The sequence below is a fragment of the Plantactinospora sp. B24E8 genome, assembly GCF_039871735.1.
GTDB lineage: Bacteria > Actinomycetota > Actinomycetes > Mycobacteriales > Micromonosporaceae > Plantactinospora.
In genome coordinates, this window is the sequence record NZ_JBDPMH010000002.1 from 320804 (window position 1) to 334674 (window position 13871).

13 protein-coding genes are annotated in these 13871 nt (G+C 72.1%); 6 read left to right on the forward strand and 7 right to left on the reverse strand.

Annotated elements, in window-relative coordinates; all coding sequences use genetic code 11:
* Nucleotides 1-85 precede the first annotated feature (85 nt).
* Both ABGB21_RS05255 and ABGB21_RS05260 read right to left on the reverse strand, forming a co-directional pair.
* Nucleotides 86-646, reverse strand: coding sequence for an acyltransferase (locus ABGB21_RS05255; protein ID WP_347653621.1), 561 nt, complete (start codon nt 644-646; stop codon nt 86-88).
* A gap of 239 nt (nt 647-885) precedes the next feature.
* Nucleotides 886-2607, reverse strand: a complete 1722-nt coding sequence (locus ABGB21_RS05260) for a hypothetical protein (RefSeq protein WP_347676562.1) — start codon at nt 2605-2607, stop codon at nt 886-888.
* 273 nt (nt 2608-2880) lie between these two features.
* Between ABGB21_RS05260 and tnpA the strand changes: the two genes are divergently transcribed.
* From tnpA to ABGB21_RS05280, 4 genes are read left to right on the forward strand one after another with little or no spacing between them, the layout of a single operon-like run.
* Nucleotides 2881-3279: an IS200/IS605 family transposase gene (gene tnpA, locus ABGB21_RS05265; protein WP_347653622.1), complete on the forward strand. Its 399-nt coding sequence runs from the start codon at nt 2881-2883 to the stop codon at nt 3277-3279.
* A complete protein-coding gene (locus tag ABGB21_RS05270; protein WP_347653623.1) occupies nt 3280-4497 on the forward strand; it encodes a transposase in 1218 nt (405 codons plus the stop codon).
* The gene (locus ABGB21_RS05275; RefSeq protein WP_347653624.1) at nt 4494-5594 is read left to right on the forward strand and encodes a phosphatase domain-containing protein; all 1101 of its coding nucleotides are present in this window, start codon (nt 4494-4496) and stop codon (nt 5592-5594) included. Before ABGB21_RS05270 ends, ABGB21_RS05275 begins: the two co-directional genes overlap by 4 nt.
* 57 nt (nt 5595-5651) lie before the next feature.
* Nucleotides 5652-6500, forward strand: a complete 849-nt coding sequence (locus ABGB21_RS05280) for a PhzF family phenazine biosynthesis protein (RefSeq protein ID WP_347676564.1) — start codon at nt 5652-5654, stop codon at nt 6498-6500.
* 19 nt (nt 6501-6519) lie between these two features.
* Here ABGB21_RS05280 and ABGB21_RS05285 read toward each other — a convergent pair whose 3' ends face one another.
* On the reverse strand, nt 6520-7617 hold the full coding sequence (locus ABGB21_RS05285) for a hypothetical protein (RefSeq protein ID WP_347653626.1): 1098 nt from the start codon (nt 7615-7617) through the stop codon (nt 6520-6522).
* A 363-nt stretch (nt 7618-7980) separates the two neighbouring features.
* Between ABGB21_RS05285 and ABGB21_RS05290 the strand changes: the two genes are divergently transcribed.
* Complete coding sequence (locus tag ABGB21_RS05290) at nt 7981-8541, forward strand: DinB family protein (RefSeq protein WP_347653627.1); 561 nt, start codon at nt 7981-7983, stop codon at nt 8539-8541.
* Nucleotides 8542-8618: 77 nt separating this feature from the next.
* On the opposite strand, the gene ABGB21_RS05295 is transcribed toward ABGB21_RS05290, so the two are convergent.
* The 4 genes from ABGB21_RS05295 to ABGB21_RS05310 form a co-directional block, all read right to left on the reverse strand.
* Nucleotides 8619-10292 carry a thiamine pyrophosphate-binding protein gene (locus ABGB21_RS05295; protein ID WP_347653628.1) on the reverse strand — a complete coding sequence of 558 codons (1674 nt, stop codon included), beginning with the start codon at nt 10290-10292 and terminating at the stop codon, nt 8619-8621.
* Entirely contained in the window at nt 10292-11053 is a 762-nt protein-coding gene (locus ABGB21_RS05300) for a cyclase family protein (RefSeq protein ID WP_347676566.1), read from the reverse strand. The genes ABGB21_RS05295 and ABGB21_RS05300 overlap by 1 nt, the downstream gene beginning before the upstream one ends.
* 156 nt (nt 11054-11209) lie before the next feature.
* Nucleotides 11210-12520 carry an FAD-dependent oxidoreductase gene (locus ABGB21_RS05305; RefSeq protein ID WP_347676568.1) on the reverse strand — a complete coding sequence of 437 codons (1311 nt, stop codon included), beginning with the start codon at nt 12518-12520 and terminating at the stop codon, nt 11210-11212.
* Nucleotides 12517-13416: an LLM class flavin-dependent oxidoreductase gene (locus ABGB21_RS05310; RefSeq protein WP_347676570.1), complete on the reverse strand. Its 900-nt coding sequence runs from the start codon at nt 13414-13416 to the stop codon at nt 12517-12519. Before ABGB21_RS05310 ends, ABGB21_RS05305 begins: the two co-directional genes overlap by 4 nt.
* Before the next feature lie 64 nt (nt 13417-13480).
* On the opposite strand from ABGB21_RS05310, the gene ABGB21_RS05315 reads away from it, so the two are divergent.
* Nucleotides 13481-13858, forward strand: a complete 378-nt coding sequence (locus tag ABGB21_RS05315) for a helix-turn-helix domain-containing protein (protein WP_347653632.1) — start codon at nt 13481-13483, stop codon at nt 13856-13858.
* Nucleotides 13859-13871 lie beyond the last annotated feature (13 nt).

The following is a 13871-nucleotide window of genomic DNA, read 5'->3' on the forward strand; positions in this document are numbered from 1 at the left end:
CGCCGTCAGACTGGCGGGTGAGGCGGAGACTTTCCCACCCGGTACCCGGCTCGACCCCGCTGGTACCCGACGGTCACTGCGACGTTCAGTGCGCCTCCGCCTTGGCGGCCGGCGCCGGCGGGCGCTCCGGGTCCCGGGAGACCACCTCACCCCGGGCGTTCACCCAGCCCTTCGGTCGTGCCGGGTTCCCGGCGACCAGCTGGTACGGCGCCACGTCCCGGGTGACCACCGAGCCGGCGGCCACCATCGCGTACGCGCCGATCTCGACCCCGCAGACGATGGTGGCGTTCGCCCCGATCGAGGCGCCGCGCCGGACCACGGTCGGGGTGATCTCCCAGTCCGGGTTCTGCGCCCGGGGGCGCAGGTCGTTGGTGAAGACCGCGCAGGGGCCGACAAAAACCTCGTCCTCGATGGTCACCCCCTGGTAGACCGAGACGTTGTTCTGGATCTTCACCAGGTCGCCGACCACCGCGTTCGCGTCCACGTAGACGTTCCGGCCGATCACGCAGTCCGCGCCGATCCGGGCCGTGGACCGGATGTGGGCGAGGTGCCAGATTCTGGTGCCGGCACCGATCCGGGCACCCTCGTCGACCTCGGCCGAGGGGTGCACAACAACGGTGTCGGGCAGGGAGGAGTTTTCGTTCATCGCTCAATTCACCGGTTCGCAGGAGGTGCCCGGGGTGCGAAGAGGGGCCCGAGGCGGTCAGGGCGCGGGCCGGGAAACAGCTGACCGGGCGGCGCCCCGCCGGTCCGCGACAGGGCTCGCGGTCCGCCCGGGAGTCTAGCCGGCCGGGGTGGCCTTTTTGCTGCTCAGGCCAGCAACGGGCGGGCGGCGGAATGATGTCGGACCGGTGGCCGGGAGATGACCGGGCAATGGCCGACGGCTCATTCGGGAGGTCGGACGGTGCGGTCCGGCCGGTAGATCCGGTGCTGGCCGACCTGCTGCACGGTCGCGGTCGCCCCGGTACGCCGCAGCAGCCGGTGCAGTTCGGCCTCGGCCGGACCACCGGCGGCGAGGACGAACGCCGGACGGTCCGCCGCCCCCACCTCGGCGGCGTACGGCCGGTAGCGGTTCTGCCCCGGCCGCAGGGTGTCGCCGACCACCGCACAGACCACCTGTTCCCGGGCGATGAACACCAGCCGGTTGCAGGTCCAGTACTCGCCGTACACCCGGGTGAGGTCGGCCCGGCGCAGGGTGTCGGCGAGCATCCGGGCCTGCCGTTCCTCGGCCCGGATCGTGCCGATCTCACCGACCAGCTGCGCCGTGCCACCCGCGACCAGCGCGGTCAGCAGGGCCAGCACGGTCGCGGCGAGCATCCCGGCCAGCCGCGCGGCGGGTCCCGCCGCGCCCCGTCCGGCCCAGCGGGCGACCAGCCACAGCGGCCAGAGCACCGCCGGAAGGGAGATCTGCAGGATCGACAGGTACCGGGCGCTGGCCAGCGGGGCGGTCGCGGCGGACGCGCTGCGGGCGTACGCGGCCAGGGCGAGCGCGGCGCCGACGAGGAGAGCGAGCTGGCCGACGTACCGGATCCGGGTCGCCGCCCGGCCGGCCTGGCTGCCCGGCTCGACCGCCGCGGTCGACGGACCGGGGGTCCGGCCCGACGGCCCGGCGTCCTTCGGCGCGGACGGTTCCGCGGTCGGCCCGCCGGCCGACCTGACGGCCCGGACCAGCCCGACGACCGCGAGGACCAGCGCGGCGAGCAGCAGTGCCGGGTAGAGGCCGCCCCACCACATCTGCCAGGGCTGGCAGCGTTCCGGCGGGCAGAGTCCGGTGGCCAGCGGGAGACCGACCAGGATCGCCCCGTGCAGCCGCTGGCCGGCGGTGGTGACCACCGTCGTGCCCTCACTGACCTGCCGGAGTACCGAGATCGAGTCCTGTCCGGCCGGCGCGGTCAGGTTGTCCACGATCAGCGGGGCGACCCCGAGCAGGAACCCGACCAGCAGCAGCGGTCCGCCCCAGCCGAGCAGGGCCCGCCAGCAGCCGACGACCAGCAGCCCGAACGCGGCGATCAGGTACGGCAGCACCAGCCAGTCGTCCCAGACACAGAGCCCGGCGAGCAGCCCGAAGAGGCCGAACGCCCACCACCGGGGTCGGAGACGGCGTTCACCGAGGGCGAGGGCGATCAGCAGCAGGGCGAGGACCGCCGGTTTGATCTCGGGGCGCCCGCCGACCGCGGTGATCTGGTCCCGGATCACGCGTTCCGAGCCGAGTGCGAGCAGTCCGACGGTGAAGGTGGCCAGCCAGGGGGAGTAGAGTCGCCGGGTGAGTCGGTGGATCAGAAAGAGGAAGAGCGCGTAGAGCACGATCAGCGGCAGCCGCAGCAGTGTCCAGCTTGGAGTGAAGAGGACAAACAACGGCGCGGCGAGGAAGCTCTCCACGGTCCCCATGTAGTGCTGGCCGTAGAGGTACACCGGAAACGACCGGCCCTCGGCGATGTGCATCGCGACCAGGCCGAACGTCGCCTCGTCGCTGTTCGACCCCGGCACGGTGAGCAGGATCAGCGCCAGCCGGTAGCCGACCCCGAGCGTGCCGAGCACGAGCGCCACCGCGCCCGGCCGGTCGAGTGACCGGACCAGCCGACCTCCGCGCGGCACCGCCACCGACACGACCAACGCCCCCGTCGTCGTCCCGTCTCGGAGTCTTCCACAGTCGCAACGCCCCGAGGCCACGGATCGACGCAGGTGGTGGTGCGGCCCAGAGTTTTTGATCTTTCATGGACCCGGTAGTGGATCTGTCATGGCCCGGCTGGCGGGTCTGTGGCAGGGTGTCATGGTGTCGCTGAGCGGAATGCAGATCGCGCAGAGCCCCGGCTTCAGCCGTGGGGTTAGCACATCGAACCAGTGCGAACGATAGATAGCCCAGCGCTGTATGCTGCCCGGGTGTCCGTCACCATGCGGTCGAGCAGCAACGTTGTCTTCCAGTGTGCCTTTCACGTGGTGTGGTGCCCGAAGTACCGGCGGCAGGTGCTTGGCGGCCGGATCGAGGAACGGCTCAAGCAACTCGTCCATGAGGTCGTGGAGGAGAAGGGCGCGTGGCTGGTCGCGCTGGAGGTCATGCCTGACCATGTCCATCTGCTGCTCGAGGTCGATCCGCAGTATGGCATCCACAGGTTGGTCAAGGCCATCAAAGGCCGCACGTCGCGGGTGCTGCGCGAGGAATTTCCGTCGCTTCGCTCGCGGCTGCCGACGTTGTGGACCAACTCGTACTTCGTGGCGACCACGGGTGGGGATCCCTTGGCGGCGGTCAAGCGGTACGTTGAGCAACAGAAGGGCCGCTGAATGCTGACCGGCCGCCGCTACCTGCTGGCGTTCACACCCGGGCAGGCCGTCTACGCCGAGCAGGTGGGCGCGGCCTGTCGGGCAGTGTGGAACACCGCACTGGAGCAGCGCCGCGAATACCGACGGCGCGGGGCGTGGATTAACTACGTCGAGCAGGCCCGTCAGATGGCGGAGGCGAAGAAGGACCCGGACTGCACGTGGCTGGCCGATGCCCCGTCACACACGCTCCAACAGGCCCTGCGTGATCTGGACAGGGCGTGCCGCACGCACGGGACGTGGAAGGTACGGTGGCGATCCAAGACGCGTACCGCACCGTCGTTCCGGTTTCCCGACCCCAACCAGATCGCCGTGTGCCGGCTGAACCGCCGATGGGGTCAGGTTTGCTTGCCGAAGTTCGGCCCCGTCCGGTTTCGCTGGACCCGGCCGCTGGGCGGCACCATCCGCAACGCCACTGTTAGCCGCGATGGGGGGCGCTGGTACATCTCGTTCTGCGTCGAGGATGGCGTGGCGCGGGTGGAGCCGAACGGAAATCCGCCGGTCGGCGTCGACCGGGGCGTCACCGTCGCGGTTGCCACCTCCGACGGCGACCTGTACGAACGCGAGTTCGCCAACCCGGGCGAGCTACGCCGAATCCGCCGGTTGCAGCAGCGTATGGCCCGATCGTTGCGAATCCACGGCCGTAACCGGCGGTCTCAGCGCCGCGACGCCGTGCGCGCCCAGCTCGGCCGACTGCAGGCCCGCATCCGGGCACGCCGGGCCGATTTCGCCGCGCAGACTGCGGTGCGGCTGGTCCGCGAGCACGGCCTTGTCATTGTCGAGGACCTGCGGGTCAAGAACATGACAGCCAGCGCCAAGGGCACCACCGAGCAGCCGGGTCACAACGTCCGGGCCAAGGCCGGGCTGAACCGGGCCATCCTCAGCAAAGGCTGGGGCGGTTTCCTGGCCGCCCTCGAACACGCGGCGCGTTACCACGGAGCGACCGTCGTAAAGGTCAACCCCGCCTACACGTCGCAGACCTGCCACGCCTGCCGGCAGTTTGCACCCAAGTCCCGCGAGAGCCAAGCGGTCTTCCGGTGCGTTGCCTGCGGGCACCAGGCACATGCCGACGTGAACGCGGCCAGGAACATTCTCGCCGCCGGGCTGGCGGTGACACGACGCGGAGACCTCGCCGATAGGCGGTCTGCGAAGCGTCAACCACCCGAGGGGTTAGCGGCGTGAACGCGCCTCAACCACGGGAATCCCCCGGCTTCAGTCGTGGGGGGGAAGTCAAACCCGCCGGTCAGGCGCCCGCGCCCCGGCTGCACCGGGCGGCCCGCATCGAGGACGCGGTGCACCAGTTCATCGAGCGCCGGCTGGGCCAGGGCGGCTGGGACGTCACGATCGTCCCGTACGCCGGGTACGGCGCCCCGGGCTGGATCCGGGTCCTGGGCCGGGTGCTGCTGACCCGGCTGCGCCGCCGGCCCCGCCGCCGCCCCGAGAAGGTACGCGGCTGGCGCAGCTTCGCCACCCTGCCGGTGCAGCACGCCCCCGTGGTGATCGAGGCGGGTGGCCGCCGGCACGAGGCCCGGGCGGACCGCAGCGGCTTCATCGACCTTGTTGTCGAGGCCGACCTGGCACCCGGCTGGCAGAGCGTACGGCTGTGTAGTCCCGGTGCCGACCCGGTCGACGCCCCGGTCCGGATCGTCGACCCGGAGCTGCGCCTTGGCATCATCTCCGACATCGACGACACGGTCATGGTCACCGCCCTGCCCCGCCCGTTGCTCGCCGCCTGGAACACGTTTGTGCTCGACGAGCACGCCCGGATGGCGGTGCCCGGGATGGCGGTGCTCTTCGAGCGGCTGGTGAACGCGCACCCCGGCGCTCCGGTGCTCTACCTCTCCACCGGTGCCTGGAACGTCGCGCCGACCCTGACCCGGTTCCTGTCCCGGCACCTCTACCCGGCCGGACCGATCCTGTTGACCAACTGGGGGCCGACCGCCGACCGCTGGTTCCGCAGCGGACGGGAGCACAAGCGGGCCACCCTGGCCCGGCTGGCCGAGGAGTTCCCGGCGATCCGGTGGCTGCTGGTCGGCGACGACGGCCAGCACGACCAGGAGATCTACGCCGACTTCGCGGCCAAGTACCCGGACAGCGTCGCCGGCGTGCTGATCCGCCGGCTCTCCCCGACCCAGGCGGTGCTGGCCGGTGGTTTCCCAGCTCCGGCGGACAGCGTCGACGGCAGCAGCCCGGCCGCCGGGCTGCTCGGCGAGCGGTGGTTCTGCGCCCCGGACGGGGCGGGACTCTGGCGGCTGCTCCGGGAGGCCGAGCTGGCCTGATCCCCTCGGCCGGATCCCGGCCGGGGGACGCGGTGACCTCCCTGGTAGACAGGTCCGGTGCGCCTCCGTCTGATCCAGATCGACGCCTTCGCGGACCGGCTGTTCGAGGGCAACCCGGCGGCGGTGATGCCACTGCCGCGGTGGTTGCCCGACCCGGTGCTGCAGGCGATCGCGGCCGAGAACAACCTCTCCGAGACCGCCTTCCACGTCGCCGACCTGCCGCCGGAGGCCGGCTCGCCGCCGGACGGGGAACCCGGCTACCACCTGCGTTGGTTCACCCCGGTGACCGAGGTCGACCTCTGCGGCCACGCCACCCTGGCCGCCGCCGCCCAGCTCTTCGACGACCTGCACACCGACGCCGAACGGCTGCACTTCTGGACCCGCAGCGGCTGGCTGCCGGTGACCCGCAGCGACGACGGCCGGCTGGAGCTGGACTTCCCGGCCGGCCGACTCCGGCCGGTGCCGGCGGACGACCCGACCTCCGCCGCCGCCACCGCCGCGCTCGGCGTCGAGCCCGAGGTACGGCTGGTGGACACCGACCTGGTCTACGTGCTGGCGGACGCGGCCCAGGTCCGTGCGGTGGTCCCGGATTTCACCGGCCTGCGGGACCTTCCGGTACGCGGAATCGTGGTCACCGCCCCCGGCGACACCGACGGGGTCGACTTCGTCTCCCGCTGGTTCGGCGCCGCCGCCGGGCTCTTCGAGGATCCGGTGACCGGTTCGGCGCACAGCCAGTTGGCGCCGTACTGGGCGGACCGGTTGGGGCGTACCCGGCTGACCGCCCGGCAGCTCTCCGCCCGGGGCGGCACGGTCGGCTGCGAGGTCGTTGGTGACCGGGTACGCCTGCGCGGCGCCTACCGCCGTTACCTCGACGGGGTCGTCCTGCTGGCGGAGGACCGTTCATGAGTGGCCGCCGGGGCACCGGTCAGTCCGCCGGTTCCACGGAGCAGGCTTTTGGTCGGACACACCGCGAGGTCCAGGCCCGTCGCGCGGTCTCGACGGCCGCCTGCGGGTCGCGCATGACCGATTTTCCGGCGATGATCGCAAGAACCGGCAGGTCGAGCCGCCCGAGTCGTTTCTTGCTGATCCTGGTCGGCTGCGGCAGCCGAAGCCTGTAGTGCTGCATGCCCGCTTCGATCATGTCGGCGACCGGCTCGTCGCCGACCGGCACGCCGCCGGCGGTGTAGGAGTTGAAGCTGTCCCGCCAGGAGCCCGGCAGCCACGGCAGAGCGGCCGGGATCGAGCGCACGATGGTGCCGAGCGGCATGTCGGCGAAGACGTACACCGGGTCGACGACGGTCATCGACGCGATGTGGTCCGGTCGGTGCAGGGCGAGGTTGACCGCGGTCCAGCCGCCGATGGACAGGCCGACGGTGTAGACGTTGCCGATTCTCAGTAACTCGGGCACGTTGTCGGCCCAGACCGGCGTCGCCGAGGCGCGTCCCGGTAGCAGCAGCAGCGGAAGGTTCCCGCCGCCTGTGGTGCCGGCACCGGCGCTGGCGAAGCGGTAGACACGTACGAAGCCGAAGTCGGTGCGTACGTCGATGGTCTCCGCCGGGGTGGGCAGGACGGCGAAGGCCGTCCGGTGAGCCCGGAGGAAGCGGTCCTGTCCGTCGGCGTTGTCCCAGTGTCCGATGGGAGCGGGCTTACGCATCCCGAAGACAACGACGAGGGCGACGAGCCCGATCACGCTCAAGGAGATCCGTATCCGACGTGATGGCGGGCGGAGACGATCGTCGCTGAGCGGGGCTACGCCGGAGCGTCGCTGGCCGCCATCGCCGAACGCGCCGGCATCACGAAGGCGGCCGTGCTGTACCACTTCCCCGCGAAAGCCGCCGTCGTGTGCGCTGCCCACGAGCACGTCCTCTCCGCGCTCGTGGGCGACGTCGCTCGTGCGGTCGACGCCGCCGACGTTGCTGACCGGCCCGCCGCGTACGTCAGGTCGATGGTGGGACATCTGCGGGAGCACCCCCGGCACACCCGCATGGTCATCGAGGCGATGGTCCACGACGACGTCGAGCACGATCCGGCCGCCCGCTGGCCGAACTCATCGACGCGGCCCGACCCGCGCGCGGAGGCAGTGGTGACACCGACGTACGCACGACGGCGATCATCGTCGGCGGGGGTGTCGACGCGATCGTGGCCGAACGACTCCGTGACCCCGACTACGACACGGCGGCGGCGGCCGAGCAGCTCATCGAGATGCTCGGCAGGATCCTCGGCCCGTGACCACGGGCAACCTCGCGCCCGGCCGGCGGATGCCGGGGTGGGCCCTCGTCCTCAGCCCTGTCAGCGGCCTCGCAGGTTCGCTCCGACGCGTGACGGGCGGAAGTGTCGGTGGCCATCGGTACGGTCGACGTGACCGTACGTCGAAAGGGACACCATCATGAGCAGCGCCGAGACCACGGTAAGCGAGCAGAGCACCGTCAGCGAGCAGAGCACCGTCACCGGCGAGCGGGCCGACCTGCTGGAGTCACTGGCCAGGCACCGGTTCTTCCTCCGCCACACCGTGCAGGGGATCACCGACGAGCAGGCGGCCCAGCGGACCACCGTCAGCGCGCTCTGCCTCGGTGGGCTGATCAAACATGTGGCCGCGACCGAGCGCGAGTGGGCGAACTTCATCGTCGACGGACCGTCCGTGATGCCGGCCTGGAACGACCCCGCCACCTACGAGCAGCACGCGAACGACTTCACGATGGTGCCGGGGGAGACCCTCGCCGGTTACCTCGCGGAGTACGAGACGGTGGCCGCCCGTACCGACGAGCTGGTCCGGACCCTGCCCGACCTGGACGCCGCCCACCCGCTGCCGGAGGCGCCCTGGTTCGAGCCCGGCGCCACCTGGTCGGCCCGACGGGTGCTGCTGCACATCATCGCCGAGACCGCGCAGCACGCCGGGCACGCCGACATCATCCGGGAGGCCCTGGACGGCCAGAAGACGATGGGCTGACCGCAGGGTTCGCGTCTCGGCCGGGCGCCACGGCGCGGCCGCGTGCCCGGCCAGCGGTCTGTTGAGGATCCGCCCGGTCAGTGGCCCCGGAACGCCTCCTCCAGCCACCACGCACCACGCTCGCTGGTGATCTTCGCGTCCAATACCAGCGGCTGACTCCGAGGCCCGGCGAGCCAGTCCCGTACCGGGGCGAGGTCGTCGACGTCCCGGACGGTCAGCGCGGCGCAACCGTAGCCCCGGGCGATCGCGGCAAGGTCGGTGTCGGGGAAGCGGACCAGCTCCAGCGGGTGCCCGTCCGGTCCGAAGTGGTGCACCTCGGCGCCGTACGCCGCGTCGTCGTAGACCACGACCAGCAGCGGCAGGGCCAGCCGGACGGCGGTGACCAGCTCGGCCGCCGACATCAGGAAACCGCCGTCGCCGAGTGCCGCGACGGTGAGCCGGTCCGGCCGGGCCACCGCCGCGCCGAGCCCGCTGGCCAACCCCAACCCGATCGACTGGAACGCCTGGGTGAAACAGAACCCGGTGACGTCCGGCACCGACAGGAACATCGACGGATAGCCCATGAAGTTCCCGGAGTCGACCGCCACGGTCCGCTCCGCCGGCAGCAGGTCGTCCAGGCCGATGGTCAACGTCCTCGGGTCGATCCGCCCGTCGACGCCGCTGTCCGGATAGGGCACGTCCCGCCAGCGGCCCTGTTCGGCGATCCGTCGCCGCAGCTCCGGAGTCCGCTGGGTACGGGCCGGCCGCTCCAGACCCGGCTCCTTCTCCAGCCAGCGCAGCGCGTACCGGGCGATCCGGCCGACGTCGCCGCTGACGTACGCGTCGACCCGGGGATGGTCGGGCTGGACGGGTGACCGGTCGACCTGGACCACGGTCGCCGACGGGGAGATCAGCCGGCCGTGCCGGGTGGTCCACATGTTCAGGCTGCTGCCCCAGGCGACAACCAGATCCGCGTCGGCGATCAGTTCCGCGGCCAGCGGGGTGGCGAAACCGCCGGAGACGTCCAGATACCACGGATCACCGGCGAACAGTCCCTTCGCCGCCGCCGACACCGCCAGCAGCGCGTCGCACTCGTCGGCCAGCCGGACCAACTGGTCCCGGGCGCCCCGGGCACCCCGTCCCGCGACGAAAACCGGCCGTCGAGCCTTCGCCAACGCGGTGACCAGGGCCTCGACGTCGGGGACCGGCCTCGGCTGGACCTCGACCCTGCTGTGCCGGGCCGGCACCTCGACCGTCCCGTGCGAGGCTGGCACCTCGACCGCCTGGACGTCCAGCGGCAACCGCAGCAGCACCGTCGCCCCGTCGGCCGCTGTCCGGTACGCCGCGCTGACGTCCACGACGACGTGCTCGGGGCGTACCCGGTGGACGTCGGCGCCGAGCGCGGCCGCCAGCCCCGGCAGGTCGAGGTGGAAGTTGGACCGGGGCGAAGTCGCCTCCGGGGCCAGCACCAGCAGCGGCGTACCGCTCTTCGCCGCCTCGGTGATCCCGGTCAGCGCGTTGGTCAACCCCGGTCCCTGGTGCACCGAGAGCACCCCGACCTGACCCGAGGTACGGGCGTAGCCGTCCGCCATGCTCGCCGCGCCGCCCTCGTGTGCCGCCGCGACGAACCGCGCACCGGCCGCCACCAGCGCGTTCGTCACGTGGAAGTTGCCGCTGCCGACCACCCCGAAGACGTGCCGCACCCCGAGGGCGGCCAGCACCCGGCCGACCACCTCGGCGACCGGCATGCCCGCCCGGCTGGCGTCCGCCACTACCGCTCGACCAGGGCGAGCACCCGGCACGGGCTGCCGGAGCCGCCCACGATCGGCAGCGGGCCGGCGATCACCACCGCGCCGGTCGGCGGCAGGGTGTCGAGGTTACGCAGCTGGGTGAGGCCGTACTTGTCGGCACCGAGCAGGAACGAGTGGCACGGGAACGGCGGGTCGAACGAGTGCGCGGCGCCGGCGTCGGTGCCGACCGTCTCCACCCCGACCCCGAGGACCGACGTCTCCTCGGCCAGCCACCTCGCACACTCCACCGAGATCCCCGGGGTACGGCCGGCGTTGGCGTACCGGGCGGCGTCGTCGCCGTACACGTCCCAGCCGGTCCGGTAGAGCAGCCAGCCGCCGGCCGGCAGCCGACCGTGCTCCGCCTCCCACGCCTTCACGTGCGCGATCTCCAGCAGGAAGTCGGGGTCGGCGGCCGCCTCGGCGGTGTGGTCGAGCACCACCGCCGGGGCGATCAGTCGACGGGCCGGTACCTGCGACACGTCGTCGCCGTGCCGCCCGGAGACCCAGTGCACCGGCGCGTCGAAGTGGGTGCCGGTGTGCTCACCGGTGGAGATGTTGTTCCAGTACCAGGCCGGGCCGCGGTCGTCGTACCGGCTGATCTCGTGCAGGGCGAACGGCACGGTCTGGCCGAACGGCTCCGGCAGGGTCAGGATCGGCGTCTGCGCCGAGAGCGGGGCGGTGAGGTCGACAACCTCCACCCGGCCGGTGGCGAGCGCGGCAACAAGATCTCGCAGCACGGTCATGGCGAGCAAGGTACCGGACCGGACGCCCGCCGAAACCCGGCGATCGGTCGATGTCCACCGGTGCGCCCGGTCAGGCCGTGCCGGGGTTGGCCCGTCGAGGCGTCCCGGGCCGCCGCCGGTGACCCGGGCGTCCACCAGGGACGGTCGCCGCTCGGGTCACCGCAGGTGGGGCGGGCGGAAGACGGCGTCCGGGTCGTACCGCCGCCAGAGGTCGGTCACCCGGCGGCCGGTCGCCCCGGGATAGCTCCGGTCGAAGCTCGCCCGGCTGGGCCGGCTCTCGAAGTTGACGTACGCGCCGTCGACCCGGTCGGCCAGCCGGCGCCAGGCGCGGTCGAGTCCGGCCCCGGCCCGGGGCGGGAACGTCGAGGCGACCACCAGGGTCCGCTGGTGTCGGTGCGGGTACGCGGTGGCCTCCGCCGGTACGTCGTTGACCGCCCCGCCGACCGACCGGAGCTGCACCAGCGCCCGGTCCGGGCCGGAGGCGGTCGCGACCAGCGCCGCCGCGTCCTCGTGGGACATCCCGGCGAGTAGTCCGTTGGTGGTCTCGGCGGGCTGCTGTCCGACGTTCGCGTGCAGGTGTGCCGTGGAGACCAGGGCCGGGTACGGGACCACCTGGCTGCTCTGGTCCAGCAGCCCGGTGCCGATCTCGGTCAACGGCCGGACCGCCTCCCGCAGCCGACGTGGATGCCCGCTGGCGACCACCGCCACGATGGACAGCGCCGTCCCCCGCCCGTACGGCAGCAGCGAGACGGCGGTGCTGAGTTCCCGGGGCGCCTCGGCCAGGTAGTCGGCCCACTGCCGCAGCGCCAGTCCGTCCCGGCCGGCCTCGACGACAACCTGGGCCACGCCGATCCGATCGAGTTCCATCGCCTCGATCTCGAACGCGGTGACGATGCCGACCCCGCCGCCGGCGCCCCGGACGGCCCAGAACAGGTCCGGTTCGTGCTCGGCGTCGGCCCGGACGACGGTGCCGTCGGCGAGCACCACCTCGACCGCGCGGACGTGGTCGATGGTGAGGCCGTACTGCCGGACGAGCCAGCCGACGCCGCCGCCGGTGGCGATACCGCCGACCCCGACGTTTCCGTGGTCGCCGGAACTGATCGCCAGCCCGTGCGGGGCGAGCGCCTGCGCTACCCGGGCCCAGCGGGCACCCGGCCCGACCCGGACCAGCCGGGTCCGCCGGTCGAGCACCTCGACCCGGTTCAGCGCCGACAGGTCGATCACCACCCCGCCGTTGTTGGAGGAGTGGCCGTGCAGGCCGTGCCCGCCGCTGCGTACCGAGATCGGGCCGGCCTGCTCGCGGGCGTACCGGAGCGCGGCGACCACCTCGGCGGTGCTGGCCGGCAGCAGCACCGCCGCCGGGCTGAAGGTTTTGGTGTACGTCGAGCGGAGTGTCGGATACCGACTGTCCCCGGGTACCACGAGTTTGCCCCGGAGCGCGTCCGGCAGCCGGTCGAGCGCCGTCATCGCCGCCCCCGGATCTCGTCGACCGCCTGCCGCACCGCCGGTACGACCGTGCCGGCGAAGACGTCGAGCTGCTGCTCGTGGGCGGTCATCGGCCAGAAGACGAAGGTGTCGAAGCCGAGCTCGACCGCCCAGCGGGTGAGCGTGTCGATCCAGAGTCCGGTGGGGCCGACCAGGCCCTGGCCACCCCGGTACTCGCCGATCGCGCCGATCACGTTGTAGATCCGGCGTACCTCGCCCGGATCGCGGCCGGCGGAGCGGGCCGCGTCGTCGATGATCCGCTGTCGCTGCGGTACCTCGTCCGGTGGCACGTAGATGTTGAGCGGGGAGATCCAGCCGTCGCTGTGCCGTCCGGTGACCTCGAGCATCCGGCGGCGTTGGCTGCCGAGCCAGATCGGGGTCGGTGCCGCGGGTACCGGTCCGGCGGTGTACCCCTCGATCTGGTGCTGCCGGCCGGGGAAGACGACCGGGCCGCCGGCGAGGGCCCGCCGGAGGATCTGCAGCGCCTCCTCGGTGTACGCCACCATCTCGCCACCGGAGCGGCGTACCCCGCCCATCCCGGCGATCGCGTCGGCGAACGCGCCGCCGCCGACGCCGAGGGTGATCCGGCCGCCGGTGAGCGCGTTCAGTGACGCGGCGGCCTTGGCCAGCATGGTCGGTGGACGCAGTTGCAGGTCGGCGACGTCGGTGAGGAACGAGATCCGGTCCGTTCGGGCGGCCAGGTGACTGATCAGCGTCCAGGTTTCCAGGTAGCCCGGTTGGTAGGGATGGTCCTGTACCGCGAGGTATTCCAGGCCGCCATCCATCGCGGCCCTGGCCAACCTCGCGGTCCGGGGGGCCTGCTCGACCGAGGGGTCGAGGCTGAGGCCGAAGCGCAGTGGTTGTCCGTAGTCGGTCATGGCCCAACCGTCGCTCCCGCCGGACCGGCTGGCAAACCCAGGATTAGCTGCTTACTATTGATTAGTGACTACGACCCGAGAACGTACCCCGAAGGGCCCGACCGCCCGGTTCCCGCACATCGACGACCGCGGCTGCCAGAGCTTCCAGGACGCGCTGGAACTGGTCGGACGCCGCTGGTCCGGAGCGATCCTGCTGGCCGGCCTGCGCGGAGCCCGACGATTCACCGAATACCGGGCGATGGTGGACGGAATCTCCGACCGCCTGCTCGCCCAGCGGCTCAAGGAACTCGAGGCGGACGGGCTGATCGTCCGCACCGTGGTGCCGAGCATGCCGGTGCAGATCCACTACTCCCTCGCCGAGGAGGGCTTGGAGTTGATGCGGGCGCTCCAGCCCCTGATCGACTGGGGCAACCGCCGCCGGCACGGCGCAGTGGGCGGCTGAGCAGCAGGCCCGA

Bases quoted from the DNA above. Each gene is read 5' to 3' on its own strand.
- ABGB21_RS05310 (WP_347676570.1), bottom strand. From the start codon at position 13,416: ATGACCGACTACGGACAACCACTGCGCTTCGGCCTCAGCCTCGACCCC.
- ABGB21_RS05255 (WP_347653621.1), bottom strand. From the start codon at position 646: ATGAACGAAAACTCCTCCCTGCCCGACACCGTTGTTGTGCACCCCTCG.
- ABGB21_RS05300 (WP_347676566.1), bottom strand. From the start codon at position 11,053: ATGACCGTGCTGCGAGATCTTGTTGCCGCGCTCGCCACCGGCCGGGTG.
- ABGB21_RS05305 (WP_347676568.1), bottom strand. From the start codon at position 12,520: ATGACGGCGCTCGACCGGCTGCCGGACGCGCTCCGGGGCAAACTCGTG.
- ABGB21_RS05270 (WP_347653623.1), top strand. From the start codon at position 3,280: ATGCTGACCGGCCGCCGCTACCTGCTGGCGTTCACACCCGGGCAGGCC.
- ABGB21_RS05290 (WP_347653627.1), top strand. From the start codon at position 7,981: ATGAGCAGCGCCGAGACCACGGTAAGCGAGCAGAGCACCGTCAGCGAG.